The following is a 17,089-nucleotide window of genomic DNA, read 5'->3' as shown; positions in this document are numbered from 1 at the left end:
CGAGAATTGGAGCGAAGTCATGCAGATAACCATAACTGGACACAACATAGAGATAACCCCCGCCCTGAGGGAGTACACCGAGGAGAAGGTGAACCGGGTCCGGCGATATCTTAACACCACGATCAACGCCCACGTTATTTTGAAGGTGGAGAAGCTTTCGCAAATAGCCGAGGTAACCATTCACGCCAACGGGGTGGATCTGCATGGGGAGGACCGCAACGAGAACATGTACGCGGCCATAGACAGCGTGATGGACAAGATAGACCGTCAGGCCAACAAGTTCAAAGGCAAGGTTCAGGACAAAAAACGGGGCGCCGGCGAAGAGCGGATCAGGGCCACCGAAGCCTGACAAACCTGTAGCGGCAAGCCGGGCGGATGCGGATAACGGATTTTCTCCCGGAAGGAAACTGCCTGCGGGGTTTCCTTTCCGGCGGGAAGGAAAAAATATTGGGGGAATTGTGCGCCCTGGTGGCGGAAAGCGGCGCTATCTCCGGCGGCGAAGAAGCGCTTGCGGCCGTTCTGGCGCGGGAGAAGCTGGGCTCCACCGGGATAGGGGACGAGGTGGCCATACCTCACGCCAAGACCGCCGGGGTAAAGGAGTTAACCGGGGCTTTTGGCGTGTCCAAAGAAGGGGTGGAGTATTTCTCCGTGGACGACAAGCCGGTGAAGCTGGTGTTTTTACTGCTGGCGCCGGAAAACTCCACGGGGGCCCATTTAAAGGCTTTGGCGCGGGTTTCCAGGCTACTTAAGAGCGAGCGGTTCCGGAGCAGGATGGAAGAGGCGCAAGACCCTTCGCTAATTTACCCCATCCTGGCGGAAGAAGATGAGAACCTGGGTTAAGACGCCACTAAACCTCGGAATGAACGGAGGGGAGCCGTCATGAAAACCGGATACCTGCTCATAGCCCATGGCGCGCTGGCGTCGGAGCTTTTGAGGACGCTGGAGTTTATCGCCGGGCCCCAGCCTTCGTTCCGGGCCGTGGCGGTGGACCACGCCGTTGAGGTGGACATGGCCCGGCAGATAGTGGAGCAGGCCATAAATGAAATGATGGGCGATGGGGACGGGGGCGTTGTGGTGCTGACCGACCTTTTCGGCGGGGCTCCCTCCAACATAGCCATGTCCATGATGGACGACAAGCGGATGGAGATCGTGGCCGGGGTGAACCTTCCCCTGCTCATCCACGCCACGCTCATGGAGGACAACCTGTCATTGAAGGAAAAGGCCCAGCGTTTGCGGGACTATGGCAGGAACAACATCTTCGTGGCTTCGGAGGTTTTGTCGGGAAGAAGATGACCGGCTCGGAGACGAAAGTGGAAAAGACCCTGACGCTTACCCACAAATGGGGTTTGCACGCCCGCCCGGCGTTCGCCATAGCCAAGACAGCCATGCGTTTTACAAGCGACATAAGGCTTGTAAAAGGGGGCGATGCGGCGGATTGCAGGCAGGTAACCGAACTGCTTTCGCTTTGCGCCGAGAACGGCGACACACTTTCCATCCAGGCCACGGGTGAAGACGGCGAGGCGGCGGTGAGTGAGATTGTTTCCCTTATCCAGTCCAATTTCGGGGAGACCTGATGGACGGCCATACGCATAAACCGGCGGAAGAGAACGTCCTTTTCGGCATCCCGGCTTCCAGCGGGATAGTCATAGGGAAAGCCTATGTGCTGGACCGGCACATGATATGCGTGCTGGAGCATATCCTGCATGAAGATGAGCTGGACGCCGAGATAGACAGGTTCCACAGCGCCGTGGATCAGTTGCGCGCGGAGCTTTCGGAGCTGGCGGAGACGGCCCGGAGCGAATCGGAGATGGACATCCCCACCCTTATCTTCGACGCCCACATACAGATATTGAACGACCCCCTCATGCTAAAAGAGGTGCAGGGGATAATAGAGTCCAAAAGCTGTAACGCAGAATGGGCCCTCAAAAGCCTGCTGGAAAAATACCAGGCCAGTTTCTCGAAGATAAAGGACCAGTATTTCCGCGAACGGCTCAACGACATAGAGCAGGTTATCACAAGGATCCAAAGAAGGCTCATCCAGGGGGAAACGGTTTCTTTGGCCAGCCTTACGGAGCCTGTTATCATCGTTTCGCACGATTTGAGCCCGGCGGACACCATCCAGCTGAACCCCGCCAAGGTCATCGGGTTCGCCATAGACGTTGGCGGAAAAACCTCCCACGCGGGGATAATAGCCTCCTCCATGGACATTCCGGCGGTGGTGGGCCTTAAAACCCTGTCGCAGAGGGTGCGCTCGGGCGACCCGATAATTGTGGACGGGAACCTGGGCGAGGTTGTTCACATGCCCGCCAAGGACCAGTTCCTTAAGTACACTAAACGCAGACAGAGATATCTGTATTTCGACCAGGAGCTCCACGCCCAGAAACATCTTGCCGCCACCACCATAGACGGCGAGAAGGTGAAGGTGCTGGCCAACATAGAATCGTCGCAGGACCTTGCCCATCTTTCCGAGCATGGCGCGGAGGGGGTGGGGCTCTATCGCACGGAATACCTTTTCATCCACCGCACAAAATGGCCGGATGAGGAGGAACAGTTCGAGGATTACAAGAAAGTGGCCCAATCCGTGGCGCCCCACTGCGCCATCATAAGGACGCTGGACATAGGCGGCGACAAGCTGGCCACAGGCGGCGATTATTTCGAGGTGGAGCCCAACCCGGCCCTGGGCCTGCGCGCCATCCGCTACTGTCTCAGCAAGCCCGAGGTGTTCCGCACCCAGCTTAGGGCTATCCTGCGGGCGTCGGCTTTCGGGAAACTCAAGATAATGTACCCGCTAATCACCATGCCGGAGGAGCTTATCCACGCAAACTATATCCTTGGCGAGGTGAAAGGGGAACTGAACGCTCAGGGCCACCTTTTCGACAAGGATATAGAGGTGGGGATAATGATAGAGACCCCGTCGTCGGTGATAATCGCCGATGAGCTGGCCAAGCATTGCTCCTTTTTCTCAATCGGCACCAACGACCTTATCCAATACACCATGGCCATAGACAGGATGAACGAGCGGGTGGCCTATCTATACCAGCCCCTCTCCCCGACTATCCTGAGGATGCTATCGCAGACCATGAGCGCCGCGGCGAAGGCTGGCCTGTCGGTGTCGGTGTGCGGCAAGATGTCCGGCGACCCTATTTCGGCCTTCCTCCTTATGGGAATGGGTAGCGTACGGGAGCTTTCCATGGATGTGCACTCCATCCCGCGGATGAAAAAGTTCATACGCTCCATCAGCGTGGCGGATGCCCGGGAGGTTGCCCGGCAGGCCCTCACCATGTCCGCCGCCGAGGATATAAAACATTTCGTGACGGCCCACTTGCGAAAAGCCGCGCCCGACGCCGTGGCCGCCGGTTTTGCTTACAGCGCCGAGTGATTCCGCTAAGCGGTCAGCGTGGCGCCTGAATCCCAAAAAGAAAAGATAATAAAAGCCGCCGGCGTGGTGAGCGCCGCCACCCTTGTGTCCAGGGTTATCGGGTACGCGCGGGACATGCTCATCGCCCACCTCTTCGGGGCAACCACCGCGGCGGACGCGTTTTTCGTGGCGTTCCGCATTCCCAATCTTCTGCGAAGGCTCACCGCCGAGGGGGCAATGACAGCCGCTTTCGTGCCGGTTTACACCGAGGTTTACGAAAAAGGGGGCAAGCCCCGGGCGTTCGCCCTGGCGTGCAACATAGTATCCATCCTTGGCGTGGCGCTGGCGGTGGTGTCGGTGGCCGGGGTTTTGTCCGCCCCGTGGGTTGTGAAGGTGATGGCGCCGGGGTTTACGGTAAGCCAACACACCTTCGAGCTTACCACGCTCCTTACCCGCATAATGTTCCCGTACCTTTTGTTCGTGTCCCTTGCGGCGGTGCTTATGGCCATGCAAAACTCCATGGGGAAGTTCTTCATCCCAGCCGCCGCGCCCACCATGCTAAACGTGAGCATAATCTCCTGCGCCCTTTTGATGCGGGACTGGTTCGAGGAGCCAACAGTAGCCTTGGCCGTGGGCGTTATGCTTGGGGGCGTTCTGCAACTGTGGATGCAGTTGTGGGAGCTGAAAAGGATGGGGTGGCGCTTCATCCCTTCGTTCGACTTCAAGGATATCGACACCCGCAAGATAGGCCTTCTCATGGCCCCGGCCACCGTGGGAATGGCGGTGGCGGAGATAAACACTTTCGTGGATACCCTGCTGGCATCCCTTCTGCCGGAGGGGAGCATATCGTACTTATATTACGGCAACCGTCTGGTGCAATTCCCGTTGGGGGTGTTTGGGGTGGCGGTTGGGGTGGCGTCGCTCCCGGCCATGTCCCTCGACGTCGCCAAGGGGGGCGGGAAACTGGTGGAGCTTATGTCCCATGCGTTCCGGCTCACGCTTTTTATAGCAATGCCAGCTACGGTGGGGCTTGTGACGCTGGCAGGGCCAATAGCCAACGTGCTTTTCGAGCGGGGTGAGTTCGACTCGGCGGCGAGATATGGAACCATGCTGGCCATTATCTATTACGCCATAGGGCTTCCTGCCTTCTCCGGAGTAAAGGTGGTGGTAGGGGCTTTCTACGCGTTGAAAGACACCAAAACCCCCACAAGGATTGGCGCTTGGTGCATGGTTGTCAACGTGGCTTTATGTCTTGTCTTCATGGGGCCGCTGGCCCACGGCGGGCTGGCCCTGGCCACATCGCTGGCGTCGTTCGTGAACATGGGCGTCCTGCTGTGGCTCTTGAGGAAAAAGATCGGCCCCATAGACGGCAAGAAAATAGTACGGTCACTAACGATGATGGCGCTCGCGTCGGCTGTGATGGGGGGCGTTATAACCGCATACGCCCATTATCTTTTCAGCTACGGCGCGCCCCTGCTGGAACGGGCGTCGCACCTGATGGTGGCGGTGGCTTTGGGCACGGCGGTTTATTACGGAACCATGCTGGCGCTGGGCTCCACGGAAGCCGTGGCGGTGAAGAACCGGATCGTCAACAAACTTAAACGGGGCAGGGGATGATTGCCGTGGTCCAGCGTGTCACAACCGCCTCGGTATCTGTGGAGGGGAAGGAGGTGGCCGCCATTGGTCATGGATTGCTGATACTGCTTGGCGCCTCCAAAGGGGATTCACTGGAGCAGGCGGATTACCTGGTTGGCAAAATAGCCAACCTGCGGGTGTTCAGCGACAGGGAAGGGAAAATGAACCTGTCGCTTCTTGAAGTGAATGGCGAGGCGCTTGTGGTTAGCCAGTTCACCCTTTTGGGCGACTGGCGGAAGGGGAGAAGGCCGGGGTTCGACAAAGCCGCCCCGCCCGATGAAGCCAGGGCGATGGTGGATACGTTTTCGGCTAAACTTTCAGAGCTGGGCGTTTCCGTAAAGAACGGCGTGTTCGGAGCCAACATGCAAGTGGCCCTGGTGAACGACGGCCCGGTGACGCTCGTGATGGATACCTCGGCTCAATAAAAGAAGAACCCTGCGGAGCTGAAGCGTTACAATGGCTTTACTGATGGCCAATATCGGAGCGTGACATGGGAAGAGAGGAAATTCTTGATATTCTGCGCGATTACAAGCGGCGCTACGCTGAAAAATACGGAATTCTTGAGATAGGCGTTTTTGGCTCTGTCGCCAGGGATGAGGCCCATGTTGATAGCGATGTGGACATTTGCGTGAAGACGAGTACTCCAGACGCGTTTGCGCTGGTGCACATCAAGGAGGATATCGAAAGCCTTGTCGGGAAACATGTCGATATTATCCGGGTGCGTGACCGGATGAACCCCTTTCTTAAAAAAAGGATAGAGCAGGAGGGATTGTATGTTTGACAGGAGCCTTGTTATATCCATTCTCCAGCAAATAGACGAAGCCCTGGAGACCATACAAAACCGTTCCGCCCATATTCATGCTGCAAACGATTTCACGGACTCCCCTGCCGGGAAGGAAAAAATGGACAGCATCTGTATGCGGTTTGCCGCAATGGGTGAGGCTTTGAAACATATCGACAAGATTACATCGGGTAGCTTGCTTTCCAGGTATCCTGAAATTGATTGGAAAGGCGCAATTGGTTTCCGGGATATAATAGCCCATCATTACTTCGATATTGACGCCGAACAGGTTTTTTGGATTTGCGCAAATAAAGTTAAACCCCTCGCCGAAACTATAAGGAAAATGATTAAGGATTTGGGCTGAAAAGCTTCATCCTGTTTTGTATATTCCTGGGCCGCTAGTGTCAACCAGCTCTACATATCCACCCGCGTCACCACGCCGTGCAGGCGGTTTGACGGGAGCTTGTAAAACTTCACATAGGCCGGCGAGAGGGTTTTCATCAGCGCGAAGATCCTCCAGATGAAGTTCTTCGTTACGATGTCCTCCACTCCGTAGAAAATTGTCTTCTCGTTGATGCCCGACTTGCGCAGGATGCTCTCCAGGTCCAGCACCTCCTGGTACCCAAGGTTGATCTCGAACACCCTCAACCCGTCGGCTATTCCGCCACGGAAGAAATAATTCACGCCGAACGGGGTCTCCAGCGTTTTCACGGAAACGAAAAGGTTGTCCTCGTAAATAATGCCGTTCTTGAACATGGTATGCAGGATATACGGGGGTATCCTCTCCGTGTCGCGGATGAAATAAAGCGCGGTGCCCTTTATCCTGCTACTGGCGGAGTACAGCATTTTGAACTGGTCCAGGAATAGCCCCATCTCCACCGGCCGCATGGAGCGGTACAGCCGCCGCTGGCCGTAGATGTAAATGAGAATCATCGTAAGCGGGGCGGAGGCGATGAGGAGCGACCAGTAGCCACCGTGGGGTATCTTGGTCATGCAGGCTGTAAAGAAAGCCCAGTCCACCACCATTATCACAAAGCCCGCCGCGGCCTTCACCCATGCGCGCCTCATGATGAAAATCCAGGTCATCATTATTCCGGTAACGGTCATGGCTCCGGAAACGGCTATGCCATAGGCGGCGGCCAGTTTGGCGGACTCGCCGAACTCCATCATTATGAAAATGACCGACAACAGCAGGAACCAGTTCACGAAACCGATGTAAATCTGCGAGCGCAGGCGGGTGGAGGTGAAATCCACCTTCATCCGGGGGAATATGTTCGTGGAGATCCCCTGGAACACTATGGAGAACATGCCGCTTATCATGGCCTGCGAGGCTATGATGGTTGCCATGACGCTTAATAACAGGAATGGGATGTAAACCACTTCCGCTTGAGAATAAACCATCTCGAAAAGGATGTTCCCGGCCTTGGGGTTTTGAAGCAGATATGCCCCCTGCCCGAAATAATTTAGTAGCAGGGCGAAGAATACCACCCGCCAGGCCTTTATTATCGGCTTGGCGCCGATATGCCCCATGTCCGCGTATAGCGCCTCACCACCGGTTGCGCAAAGGATAACTTCGCCCAAAATGAAAAATCCGGCGATGCCGTGATTGGCGAAGAACGTTACCGCGTAATAAGGATTTACCGCGGAAAGCACCTTGGGCATGGTGGATATGGAGGCGATTCCAGACACGGCAAGGGCCAGGAACCACACCACCATCACCGGGCCGAAGGCTCCGGCCACCTTCTCCGTGCCATGCCGCTGGAAAAGGAATAACGCTACCGCTATGGCCGCCGAGGCTATTATCAGCTTGTCCTGGCCCAGGTCGCTGAAAGCCGGGATAAGCCGCGTGCCCTCCACGGCGCTTAAAATGCTTATGGCGGGGGTTATCACGCCGTCGCCTATCATCAGCGAAACGCTTACGCAGGAGAGGATCATGATAAAAACGGCTCTCCGCCCCGGCTTCAAGTGGGAGAGCAGAATTTCCTTCAGCACAATGGCGCCACCCTCGCCCTCCCTTGAAAGGCTCATGGCCAGCCAGGCGTATTGGGCGGATACGAGGATTATGAGAGTCCAGGTAACAAGAGAAAGCACACCCAGCACGTTGGCCTCGGTGGGCTTTAACAGCAGGAATATTACCGTAAGGGTGTAGATGGGGCTGGTGCCGATGTCCCCGAACACCAGCCCAAGAGGCTCCAAAAGACCTTTCATCGCCATTCAGCCTTCAGCTTGCCGCAGACAGGCGCCATGCCCGTCTTAAAGCGGAAGCCTTTTGTATCTGCTCCGCCTCTTCTCGTCCCGGCCACCCAGCTCCTTTAGCCGGGCTTCCTCGTACTCATGGAAAGACCCTTCAAACCATCGGGCTTTGCAGTCCCCCTCGAAGGCGATGAGGTGGGTGCAAATCCTGTCCAGGAAGAACCGGTCATGGCTTATCACGAAAACGCACCCGTTAAACTCCATAATGGCGTCTTCCAGGGCGCGAAGGGTGGCAACGTCCAGGTCGTTTGTGGGCTCGTCCAGCAGAAGAGTGTTGCCGCCGCGACGCAGAAGCTTCGCCAGATGCAACCGGTTGCGCTCGCCACCGGAGAGGTTGGCCACTTTCTTTTGCTGGTCCGGCCCGCGGAAGTTAAACCGGGCCGCGTATGCGCGGGAGTTTATCTGCCGCCCGGCCATCTCTATGAACTCCGCCCCGCCCGACAGCTCTTCATATACGGTCTTGGAGCCATCCAGGTCGTCCCTGTGCTGATCCACATACGAAAGCGCCACGGTCTGCCCAATGGCGACCTCGCCAGCCGTAGGCTGTTCCTGCCCCACTATCATGCGGAACAGGGTGGTCTTGCCCACGCCGTTGGGGCCGATAATGCCCACTATGGCGCCACGGGGGGCGATGAAGCTCAAATCCTTTATAAGCTCCCCGCCGTTATAGGCTTTGAAGACTCCCTTAAACTCCACCACCTGCTCGCCCAATGCGGGCCCGGGGGCTATCTGGATGTCAAGCGAGTTCACGTCCACCCCCTTCTGGGCGGAGGCGGCCAGTTTTTCGTATTCCCTTACCCTGGCCTTGTTCTGGGACCGGCGGGCGCCAGGGGCGGAGCGAATCCACTCCAGCTCTTTTACCATGTGTTTGCGAAGGCTGGATGACTGTTTTTCCGACTGCGCCATCCTGGCGGATTTCTGCTCCAGCCACGATGAATAGTTTCCCTCGAAAGGTATCCCCTTGCCGCTGTCCAGCTCCAGTATCCACTTGGTGATGTTGTCCAGGAAATACCTGTCGTGGGTGACCACTATCACGTTGCCCGGGTATTCGCGCAGGGCGCCCTCCAGCCATTCCACCGTTTCCGCGTCCAGATGGTTCGTGGGCTCGTCCAGCAACAGGATGTCCGGCTTTTGCAGGAGCAGGTGGCACAAGGCCACCCGCCGCCGCTCGCCGCCGGAGAGTTTGGTTACGTCCATGTCGTCCGGCGGTAACATCAGCGCGTCCATGGCCAGTTCCACCTGCCTGTCCAGCTCCCAGCCGTTTAGCGCTTCTATCTTGTCCTGGAGCCTCCCCATTTTCTCGATGGCCTTTTCCATCTCGTCGTCGGCCATGGTTTCCCCCATTTTCTCGCTCAAAGCCTCATACTCGGCTATAAGGGTCTTTATGGGGGCGAAAGCCTCCTCGATATTCTGGCGGACGTTTTTGGAGGGATCCAGCATGGGTTCCTGCGGAAGGTAACCTATCTGTATCCCCTTGAGAGGCTGGGCTGTGCCGTTGAAATTGGTCTCCACCCCCGCCATGATCTTAAGCAGGGTGGATTTACCCGAGCCGTTCTCGCCTACGATGCCAATCTTGGCCCCGTGGTAGAAGCAGAGGTTTATGTTGTCCAGAACTACTCTCTGCCCATAAGCCTTTGAAAGCCCGCTTATGGTGAAAATGTACTCGCCCGCCATTGTTTAAACGGTTGCCTCTTCGTAATTTTACAAGTATGAATTGCCGCGCCCCCAGCCAGACGGAGCCGGTAAAAGTGACAATTGTAACCGAACCTGCATGGGTTGTAGGTTAATTTTGTTATTTTTATTCCTGGCTACTGTTGCTAAACCCTCACATGATATGGTTTAATAATATGTTCAAGCCGTGGAGCTTATTACGGGACCGCGGCGCAAAAACACATGTTTTCCGATCCGCCCGCTTGGGTGTGGCCTTGCGGCAAGGCCGTTAACGCGGGATGGAGATGACGAAAACAGAGGATCAACCTGGGTATTTGGAGATTTTTAGGAAAATGGCGGAAGTAACTCTTCAGGAGATGATGGAGGCCGGCGTACATTTCGGCCACCAGACCAAGCGCTGGAACCCCAAGATGAAACGTTACATCTTCGGGGCTCGTAACGGCATTTATATAATAGACCTTCAGAAGTCCCTCAAACTGTTCCAGAAAGCGGTGAAATTCGCCCATGAGCTGGGCGCAAACGGGGGTACCCTCCTGTTCCTGGGAACAAAACCCCAGGCCAAAGACGTTATCGTGGAAAACGCCGGGCAGTGCAAATCGCCTTTTGTGATAGAGCGCTGGCTTGGCGGCATGCTCACCAACTTCGAGACCATCCGGCGCTCCGTGGCGCGCATGAAAGAGCTGGACGCCATGGCCGAGGACGGCACGTTCGAAGCCCTCTCCAAAAAAGAGGTGGTCAAACTGGCCAAAGAGCGCGAAAAGCTGGTGAAGAACCTTGGCGGCATCCGGAACATGGACAAACTTCCCGACGCCATGTTCATCATAGACACCAAGAACGAGCGCATCGCGTTGAACGAAGCCAGGAGGCTCAACATCCCGGTTATCGCCATCGTGGACACCAACTGCGATCCGGACGGCATTGATTTCGTAATCCCGGGCAACGATGACGCCCTGAAATCCATAAAGCTCATCACCGGCGCCATATCCGAAGCCCATATGGCCGGTAAGACCAACTTCGAGATGCGGCTTAAAGCCCTTGCCGAGGAAAAGGCGGCCATGAAAAAGCAGGCCGAACCCCAGAACAAGGGTGGAGCCCAGGACAAAGACGCGGCCGTGGCCAAGGAGCAGGCTGGCGAGGGTGGGGCGGCCCAGGCCTAACCGCCTTGGGGCCTATTATCAGGTATTGTTAACGCCGCGGCCTGCATTATCAAGGCCGTGGCGCCATATTGCGAGGGATTGGATATTACAATGGCAGTCATCACTTCAGACATGGTTAAAGACCTGCGCGCCCGTTCCGGCGCCGGGATCATGGAATGCAAAGAGGCCCTCAACGAAAACGGCGGCGATATGGAGGCCGCTCTCGATTTCCTGAGGAAAAAAGGAGCCGCCAAGGCCGCCAAAAAGGCTGACCGCTCCACCAAGGAAGGAGCCATAGCTGGCTTCGTATCCGGCGGGACCGCCGCCCTTTGCGAGATAAAATGCGAGACCGATTTCGTCTCGCGCAACGACGTTTTCCAGAAACTGGCGCGCGACCTGGCCGCTCATGTGGCCGCCTCGCCCGTGGCCGGAAGCGACGAGGCTTTCCTGGCCCAGCCTTTGGCCGGTAAAACCGTGCAGGACGAGGTGAACGCGAAGATCCACGAACTGGGCGAGAACATCACAGCCGGGCGGCGAGTAAGGTTCGACCTGGCCGGTAACGGCGGGTTTGGCCTTTACATTCATGGCGCTGGCTCCATTGGGTGCCTGGTGGAAGTTTCCTCAGCTTCCGCCGGGATCGCCGGGAAAGACAAGTTCGCCGAACTTTGCAAAGACCTGGCCATGCACATCGCCGCATCTTCCCCGATAGCTCTCACCTCAGCGGACGTACCTGCGGAAACCCTGGAGCGGGAAAGGGCCATTTTCGAGACCCAGGCGCGGGAATCCGGCAAGCCAGAAAACATCCTGCCCAAGATCGTTGAGGGCCGGGTGAAAAAATACTATTCGGAAGTGTGTCTTATGGAACAGGCGTTCGTGAAAAACCCGGATGTCACCATAAACGGGTTGCTGGCCTCGGCCTCAAAGGAACTCGGCGGGCAGGTTTCCATAGCCCGTTTCGCGCGGCTTCAATTGGGTGAATAAGCGGACTGGGGGAGGAGCGTACATCTAGATGGGTAACGGAGGTCTGCCGTTTAAGCGTGTAATGCTCAAGGTCACCGGTGAAGCGTTCGCCGAGAAAGGCCGGCAGGGCTTGGAAGTTAACGCCCTGCGCCACCTGGCCCAGGAGATAAAAGACGCCGCCGATCTTGGCGTGCAGATTGCGGTGGTAGTGGGCGGTGGAAACATTTTCCGCGGCTCAGTGGCCTCCGAAGCCGGGATGGACCGGGTTACGGCGGACTACATGGGTATGTTGGCCACCATGATAAACGGCCTGGCTTTGCAGAACGCGCTGGAGCAGATAGACTGCCAGACCCGTATGCTCACCTCCATAGACATCCATCAGCTGGCCGAGCCTTACGTGCGCAGGAGGGCCGTCCGCCATCTTGAAAAAGGGCGGGTGGTAATCTTCGCCGGAGGCACCGGCAATCCATATTTCACAACGGACACCACGGCCTCCCTGCGGGCCATGGAGATCCAGGCCGACGTGATACTAAAGGCCACCAAGGTGGACGGGGTTTACGACGCCGACCCGATGAAGGTTAGCGGAGCCCGCCGGTACACCGAGCTTAAGTTCATAGATGTGCTTAAAAACAACCTGAAGATTATGGACGCCGCCGCCATTTCCCTTTGCATGGACAACCAGGTGCCTATAATAGTTTTCAACATGACCGTGCCTGGCAACATAACGAGGGTCTTAAAAGGCGAAAGTATCGGCACCATAGTCCGAGGGGCCTGAAAAATCCATGGCCTGCCGCCGTCCGGCGGGGCCGCATTGTCTTAAGTGGGGGATTGTACGATGCTCGACAACGTGTACGACGAAGTCAAACGCAAGATGGACACCGCTATAGACCACCTGGGCAAAGAGCTTGCCGGTGTCCGGACGGGAAGGGCCTCCCTGGGCCTGCTGGACGGTATCAAGGTGGATTATTACGGCACCATGAGCCTGCTTAACCAGGTGGCCTCGCTCACCACGCCCGACGCGCTCACCATAGCCATTCAGCCTTGGGAGCAAAAGCTTGTGCCGGTCATAGAAAAAGCCATCATGATGTCCGACCTGGGGCTGATGCCCACCAATGACGGCAAGGTGATCCGCATCTCCATGCCCTCGCTCACCGAGGAGCGGCGCAAGGAGCTTACAAAACATGTGAAGAAACTGGCCGAAGAGGCCAAGATAGCCCTCCGCAACATCCGCCGCGACGGGGTGGAAAAGATTAAAAAGCTGGAGAAAGACAAGGCCGTTTCCGAGGATGACGCCCGCAAGGCCACTGACAAGGTGCAGAAAATAATAGACGAGCACATCGCCATCGTGGACAAGAAGACGGCCGCCAAGGAAAAGGAGATCATGGACCGGTAGCCGCCGGTAATCTAATCCTTATGACAGAAGATGGCCCGACCGCCGGACTGGATCCCGCCCGCCTTCCCCGGCACATAGCCATCATCATGGACGGCAACGGCCGTTGGGCGCGCAAAAGGTTCCTCCCCCGCATCGCCGGCCACAGGGCCGGGGTGAAGGCCGTGGACAGGGTGGTGACCTATTGCCGCAAGATCGGCGTGGAAGCGCTCACCTTATATTCCTTCAGCTCCGAAAACTGGAAACGGCCCGCCGATGAGGTGGGGGCGCTCATGAACATCCTTAAAGAATACCTGGAGAGGGAGCTTGAGAGGATGCTCAGGGAGGATATCCGCTTTAACGCCATCGGAACGCTGGATACGCTTCCTGCTTTCGCGCGGGAGGCGGTGCTGGGGGCCATGGAACGGACCCGCGATAACAAGGGCATGGTGTTCACCCTGGCGCTCTCTTACGGCTCCCGGGACGAAATGGTAAGGGCCGCCCGCAACATGGCGAGGGCAGTTAAAGAAGGGCGGCTTGAGCCGGAGTCTATCAATGAAGACACATTCTCCACCTATCTGGACACCGCTGGTCTTCCCGACCCGGACTTGTTGATACGCACCTCCGGCGAGCTTCGCCTGAGCAATTTCCTGTTGTGGCAAACCGCTTACACCGAGCTTTTCTTTACCGATAAGCTGTGGCCGGATATCGGCGATGATGACGTGGCGGAAGCCATAGCCGCCTTCGGCAAACGGGAGCGCAGGTTCGGCAAGACTACCGAGCAGGTAACCGGCGGGAAAGGCCAGGTTCCATAACATGACAAGATTCATAAGCGGCCTGGCGCTGGCCTCCCTTATCATCGGCGTAACGCTTTACGGCTCGCCGGCGCTTTTCACCGCTGTCACCGCGTTTTTCGCCATGGCCTGCCTCGTGGAGTTTTACGGGATGCTCAAGGCCGGTGGCGAGCCTTCCATGACCGGGCCGGGCCTTATAACCGGCCTCGGCGTTTTTACGCTTGCAAGCCTCGGGCTTTATGAATCCATGGCCGCGTTCATTCCGCTCACGATCATGCTGATATTCGGATGCGCGGTGATATGCTCCGGGGTGGATAACAGTTACCGCTCCGCGTCCAACACGGTGTTCGGCGCTTTGTATGTTGGGCTGACATTGGCCACGCTTCCATTAATCCGGCAAATGCCCGATGGCGCGCTATTGATCATCATGCTGGCGCTGGCCAACGGGTTTTGCGACACTTTCGCCTACTATACTGGCCGGGCTATCGGGAAAACCCCTCTTATGCCCAAGGTTAGCCCCAAGAAAACCGTGGAAGGTTTTGTTGGCGGGTTCATAGGCTCCATGGCCGGGGCGTTGGGCTTCGCCCATTTTTTCCTGCAAAGCCTGGGGATAGTTAACGTGGCCATGATTGGGTTGATTGTGGGCGTGGTGGGGCCGCTGGGGGATTTGGCGGAGTCCGCCATCAAGCGAAAAATGGGGGTTAAAGACTCTGGCAGGCTCATCCCCGGCCATGGCGGCGCGCTGGACCGGCTTGACAGCATAATGTTCACGGGCCCTGCTATCCTTGTTTATCTCCTTTACGTGGCTGGGGTCCGATGAAAAAAATATCCATCCTGGGCTCCACCGGCTCCATAGGCGTGGCGGCGCTGGACATCATTTCCCGCAATCCGGAACTTTTCAAAGTGGTGGCGCTGGCGGCGGGCACAAATATCAACAGGCTGGCGGCGCAGGTGGAAAAATTCCGCCCCAAGATGGTCTCCGTGGCGGACGCTTCCACCGCCAGGAAGTTGAAAGACCTTGTGGGGCGCAAAACGAAAATCATGGCAGGCGCCGAGGGGGCCATGGAATGCGCCGCCCATCCAGACGCCAACCTGACGCTATCGGCCATGGTGGGCGCGGCGGGCCTGCCCCCAACGCTGGCGGCGGTTTACGCGGGTAAGAACGTAGCGCTGGCCAACAAGGAGACGCTGGTGGCGGCGGGCGGCCTGGTGATGCGCGAAGCCCGCAAACGCAAGGTGAAGATAATCCCTGTGGACAGTGAGCATTCGGCAATATTCCAATGCCTGCGTGGCGAGAAGATGAAAACCGTGCGCAGGCTTATCCTTACCTCTTCCGGCGGGCCTTTCCTGCGAGCCGCCATTGCGGATATGGAAAAGGTTACACCAGAGCAAGCGTTGAAGCATCCAAACTGGAACATGGGGCCGAAAATCACTGTGGACTCGGCCACCATGATGAACAAGGGGCTGGAGGTAATAGAGGCGCGGTGGCTGTTCAACCTGCCTCCGGAAAAGATAGACGTGGTGGCCCATCCGCAGTCGGTGATCCATTCCATGGTGGAGTTCCACGACTCGTCGGTGATGGCCCAAATGGGTTTGCCGGACATGAGGACACCAATATCTTTCGCCCTCGGCTACCCGGAACGGACAAAGCTGGATTTGACCAGCCTGGATCTTGCCACCATGGGAACGCTCACTTTTGAAAAACCGGACCTTGCCCGGTTCCCGGCGCTGGCATTAGCTTACGAGGCAATGCGAATCGGCGGCTCCGCCCCGGCGGCGCTCAACGCGGCCAACGAGGTGGCGGTGGAAGCGTTTTTAAACGGGCGCATAGGGTTTCTGGACATCGCAAGGCTTGTGGAAAAAACGCTAAACGAACACAAGCCGGCCCCTATCAAAACCCTGGCTGATGCGCTACTGACCGACCAATGGGCGCGGGCCCGAGCCAGGGAATTCGCGTCCAACGGCGCCTCAAGGCAATGAACATCCTCCACGTCCTTTTCACCCGCGGTTATGGCGGGCTGGAGCGATACGCCATGGAACAGGCCCGGCGCATGGCGGCGAAAGGGCATAAAAATATCTTTCTGGCGCGAACCGGTTCCCCCACAGCCGAAGCGCTCACACAGGTTACGTCCATCAAAACGTTCACCCTGGATCCGGTTAAATACATAGACGTTGGCGCCATGCGGTTCATCAGGCAAACCGTGAGGCGGGAGAATGTGGATGTGGTCCATGTCCATCATTCCGCTGACTTGGGGCTGGCGGTTCCGGCGCTTTTGGGGATAAAAGGCGTTGGGCTGTTGTTCTCAAGTTACATGTATGTGCCCGGCCCGAAGAAAGATTATTACCACCGGTTAGAGTACGGCAGGGTTGGGCGGATCTTGACTGCGTCTTTGGAAATGCGCAATAACATCATAAAAAACCTTCCCGTGGCCGGTGACCGGGTGGAAGTGTTGCCTTATGGGCTGGACCTTGCGCGGTTCAACCCGGCGAAAACGGATAGCGGCTGGTTACGCAAAAAGCTGGGTGTGGAAGCGGACAGGGCGGTTATTGGTGTTATAAGCCGGCTGGATCCGTTGAAGGGTCAGATGGAAATGATAGAGTCCATGCCTAAGATAGTGGAGAGCGTACCGGGCGCTCTGCTGGCCCTCACCGGCGATGAGACCCCGGAACTGGCGGGCAAATACAAGCCCACCCTGGAAGCCAGGGTGAAAGAGCTGGGGCTGGAAAGCTCCGTGGTGTTCACCGGCCCCGCGGAGGATACGGCGCCATATCTAGCGGGGCTGGACGTTTATATCCTGCCCAGCCATCATGAAACATTTTCGCTGGGCTGTCTGGAGGCCATGGCCATGGGCAAAGCCATTGTGGGGACAAATTCCGGCGGAACCCCTGAAATGCTCGACAACGGCCGGTGCGGCCTGCTGGCGGAACCGAAGGCCCCGGCTTCTCTGGCGGAGAAAACATTATTACTGCTGAAATCTCCGGATTTGCGCCAGAACATCGGGCAAGCCGCCCGCAAAAAAGCCGCGAGCCTGTACGACATGAACCTGGTAATGGAACGGCTGGAGAGGATTTACGCTGAACTGGCGCCGAAGCGGGGTTAGTAGCGTTCCACACACTCCCCATGGCCGCCCG

19 protein-coding genes are annotated in these 17,089 nt (G+C 57.2%); 17 read left to right on the top strand and 2 right to left on the bottom strand.

Annotated elements, in window-relative coordinates; all coding sequences use genetic code 11:
- The first annotated feature begins 19 nt into the window (after nt 1-19).
- The 9 genes from raiA to HY751_04475 all read left to right on the top strand — a co-directional run bounded on the left by raiA (nt 20) and on the right by HY751_04475 (nt 6,138).
- The gene (gene raiA / locus HY751_04515; protein ID MBI4665657.1) at nt 20-349 is read left to right on the top strand and encodes a ribosome-associated translation inhibitor RaiA; all 330 of its coding nucleotides are present in this window, start codon (nt 20-22) and stop codon (nt 347-349) included.
- 26 nt (nt 350-375) lie between these two features.
- Complete coding sequence (locus tag HY751_04510; protein ID MBI4665656.1) at nt 376-840, top strand: PTS sugar transporter subunit IIA; 465 nt, start codon at nt 376-378, stop codon at nt 838-840.
- Between the two features lie 39 nt (nt 841-879).
- Nucleotides 880-1,293 (top strand): PTS fructose transporter subunit IIA, encoded by a 414-nt coding sequence (locus HY751_04505; protein ID MBI4665655.1) that lies wholly within the window; start codon nt 880-882, stop codon nt 1,291-1,293.
- Nucleotides 1,290-1,574 (top strand): HPr family phosphocarrier protein, encoded by a 285-nt coding sequence (locus tag HY751_04500; protein ID MBI4665654.1) that lies wholly within the window; start codon nt 1,290-1,292, stop codon nt 1,572-1,574. The genes HY751_04505 and HY751_04500 overlap by 4 nt, the downstream gene beginning before the upstream one ends.
- Nucleotides 1,574-3,379, top strand: a complete 1,806-nt coding sequence (gene ptsP / locus HY751_04495) for a phosphoenolpyruvate--protein phosphotransferase (protein MBI4665653.1) — start codon at nt 1,574-1,576, stop codon at nt 3,377-3,379. Before HY751_04500 ends, ptsP begins: the two co-directional genes overlap by 1 nt.
- Nucleotides 3,380-3,397: 18 nt before the next feature.
- Nucleotides 3,398-4,975, top strand: a complete 1,578-nt coding sequence (gene murJ, locus HY751_04490) for a murein biosynthesis integral membrane protein MurJ (GenBank protein ID MBI4665652.1) — start codon at nt 3,398-3,400, stop codon at nt 4,973-4,975.
- Nucleotides 4,972-5,418, top strand: a complete 447-nt coding sequence (locus HY751_04485; GenBank protein ID MBI4665651.1) for a D-tyrosyl-tRNA(Tyr) deacylase — start codon at nt 4,972-4,974, stop codon at nt 5,416-5,418. The genes murJ and HY751_04485 overlap by 4 nt, the downstream gene beginning before the upstream one ends.
- 65 nt (nt 5,419-5,483) lie before the next feature.
- A complete protein-coding gene (locus HY751_04480; protein MBI4665650.1) occupies nt 5,484-5,774 on the top strand; it encodes a nucleotidyltransferase domain-containing protein in 291 nt (96 codons plus the stop codon).
- Nucleotides 5,767-6,138 (top strand): DUF86 domain-containing protein, encoded by a 372-nt coding sequence (locus HY751_04475; protein ID MBI4665649.1) that lies wholly within the window; start codon nt 5,767-5,769, stop codon nt 6,136-6,138. Before HY751_04480 ends, HY751_04475 begins: the two co-directional genes overlap by 8 nt.
- Before the next feature lie 50 nt (nt 6,139-6,188).
- On the opposite strand, the gene HY751_04470 is transcribed toward HY751_04475, so the two are convergent.
- Nucleotides 6,189-7,982 (bottom strand): KUP/HAK/KT family potassium transporter, encoded by a 1,794-nt coding sequence (locus HY751_04470; protein ID MBI4665648.1) that lies wholly within the window; start codon nt 7,980-7,982, stop codon nt 6,189-6,191.
- A 45-nt stretch (nt 7,983-8,027) separates the two neighbouring features.
- Nucleotides 8,028-9,701 (bottom strand): energy-dependent translational throttle protein EttA, encoded by a 1,674-nt coding sequence (gene ettA / locus HY751_04465; GenBank protein ID MBI4665647.1) that lies wholly within the window; start codon nt 9,699-9,701, stop codon nt 8,028-8,030.
- A gap of 329 nt (nt 9,702-10,030) precedes the next feature.
- On the opposite strand from ettA, the gene rpsB reads away from it, so the two are divergent.
- From rpsB to HY751_04425, 8 genes are all read left to right on the top strand, one after another.
- Nucleotides 10,031-10,855, top strand: a complete 825-nt coding sequence (rpsB, locus tag HY751_04460; GenBank protein MBI4665646.1) for a 30S ribosomal protein S2 — start codon at nt 10,031-10,033, stop codon at nt 10,853-10,855.
- 90 nt (nt 10,856-10,945) lie between these two features.
- A complete protein-coding gene (locus HY751_04455) occupies nt 10,946-11,815 on the top strand; it encodes an elongation factor Ts (GenBank protein ID MBI4665645.1) in 870 nt (289 codons plus the stop codon).
- 28 nt (nt 11,816-11,843) lie between these two features.
- Nucleotides 11,844-12,569, top strand: coding sequence for a UMP kinase (locus HY751_04450; protein MBI4665644.1), 726 nt, complete (start codon nt 11,844-11,846; stop codon nt 12,567-12,569).
- Between the two features lie 60 nt (nt 12,570-12,629).
- On the top strand, nt 12,630-13,187 hold the full coding sequence (gene frr, locus HY751_04445; GenBank protein ID MBI4665643.1) for a ribosome recycling factor: 558 nt from the start codon (nt 12,630-12,632) through the stop codon (nt 13,185-13,187).
- A gap of 20 nt (nt 13,188-13,207) precedes the next feature.
- Nucleotides 13,208-13,978, top strand: a complete 771-nt coding sequence (locus HY751_04440) for an isoprenyl transferase (protein MBI4665642.1) — start codon at nt 13,208-13,210, stop codon at nt 13,976-13,978.
- Nucleotide 13,979: 1 nt separating this feature from the next.
- Nucleotides 13,980-14,777: a phosphatidate cytidylyltransferase gene (locus HY751_04435; protein ID MBI4665641.1), complete on the top strand. Its 798-nt coding sequence runs from the start codon at nt 13,980-13,982 to the stop codon at nt 14,775-14,777.
- Nucleotides 14,774-15,937: a 1-deoxy-D-xylulose-5-phosphate reductoisomerase gene (locus tag HY751_04430; protein MBI4665640.1), complete on the top strand. Its 1,164-nt coding sequence runs from the start codon at nt 14,774-14,776 to the stop codon at nt 15,935-15,937. The genes HY751_04435 and HY751_04430 overlap by 4 nt, the downstream gene beginning before the upstream one ends.
- Nucleotides 15,934-17,058, top strand: a complete 1,125-nt coding sequence (locus HY751_04425) for a glycosyltransferase family 4 protein (GenBank protein MBI4665639.1) — start codon at nt 15,934-15,936, stop codon at nt 17,056-17,058. The genes HY751_04430 and HY751_04425 overlap by 4 nt, the downstream gene beginning before the upstream one ends.
- Nucleotides 17,059-17,089: the final 31 nt, after the last annotated feature.

Source organism: Nitrospinota bacterium, from assembly GCA_016208975.1.
In the GTDB taxonomy this organism is placed as follows: Bacteria; Nitrospinota_A; UBA7883; order UBA7883; family JACRLM01; genus JACQXA01.
This window is presented reverse-complemented; position numbering and strand designations above follow the sequence as displayed.

Coding starts and splice junctions, on each gene's coding strand:
- raiA (MBI4665657.1), top strand. CDS start 20: ATGCAGATAACCATAACTGGACACAACATAGAGATAACCCCCGCCCTG.
- HY751_04510 (MBI4665656.1), top strand. CDS start 376: ATGCGGATAACGGATTTTCTCCCGGAAGGAAACTGCCTGCGGGGTTTC.
- HY751_04505 (MBI4665655.1), top strand. CDS start 880: ATGAAAACCGGATACCTGCTCATAGCCCATGGCGCGCTGGCGTCGGAG.
- HY751_04500 (MBI4665654.1), top strand. CDS start 1,290: ATGACCGGCTCGGAGACGAAAGTGGAAAAGACCCTGACGCTTACCCAC.
- ptsP (MBI4665653.1), top strand. CDS start 1,574: ATGGACGGCCATACGCATAAACCGGCGGAAGAGAACGTCCTTTTCGGC.
- HY751_04485 (MBI4665651.1), top strand. CDS start 4,972: ATGATTGCCGTGGTCCAGCGTGTCACAACCGCCTCGGTATCTGTGGAG.
- HY751_04480 (MBI4665650.1), top strand. CDS start 5,484: ATGGGAAGAGAGGAAATTCTTGATATTCTGCGCGATTACAAGCGGCGC.
- HY751_04475 (MBI4665649.1), top strand. CDS start 5,767: ATGTTTGACAGGAGCCTTGTTATATCCATTCTCCAGCAAATAGACGAA.
- HY751_04470 (MBI4665648.1), bottom strand. CDS start 7,982: ATGAAAGGTCTTTTGGAGCCTCTTGGGCTGGTGTTCGGGGACATCGGC.
- ettA (MBI4665647.1), bottom strand. CDS start 9,701: ATGGCGGGCGAGTACATTTTCACCATAAGCGGGCTTTCAAAGGCTTAT.
- rpsB (MBI4665646.1), top strand. CDS start 10,031: ATGGCGGAAGTAACTCTTCAGGAGATGATGGAGGCCGGCGTACATTTC.
- HY751_04455 (MBI4665645.1), top strand. CDS start 10,946: ATGGCAGTCATCACTTCAGACATGGTTAAAGACCTGCGCGCCCGTTCC.
- HY751_04450 (MBI4665644.1), top strand. CDS start 11,844: ATGGGTAACGGAGGTCTGCCGTTTAAGCGTGTAATGCTCAAGGTCACC.
- frr (MBI4665643.1), top strand. CDS start 12,630: ATGCTCGACAACGTGTACGACGAAGTCAAACGCAAGATGGACACCGCT.
- HY751_04440 (MBI4665642.1), top strand. CDS start 13,208: ATGACAGAAGATGGCCCGACCGCCGGACTGGATCCCGCCCGCCTTCCC.
- HY751_04435 (MBI4665641.1), top strand. CDS start 13,980: ATGACAAGATTCATAAGCGGCCTGGCGCTGGCCTCCCTTATCATCGGC.
- HY751_04430 (MBI4665640.1), top strand. CDS start 14,774: ATGAAAAAAATATCCATCCTGGGCTCCACCGGCTCCATAGGCGTGGCG.
- HY751_04425 (MBI4665639.1), top strand. CDS start 15,934: ATGAACATCCTCCACGTCCTTTTCACCCGCGGTTATGGCGGGCTGGAG.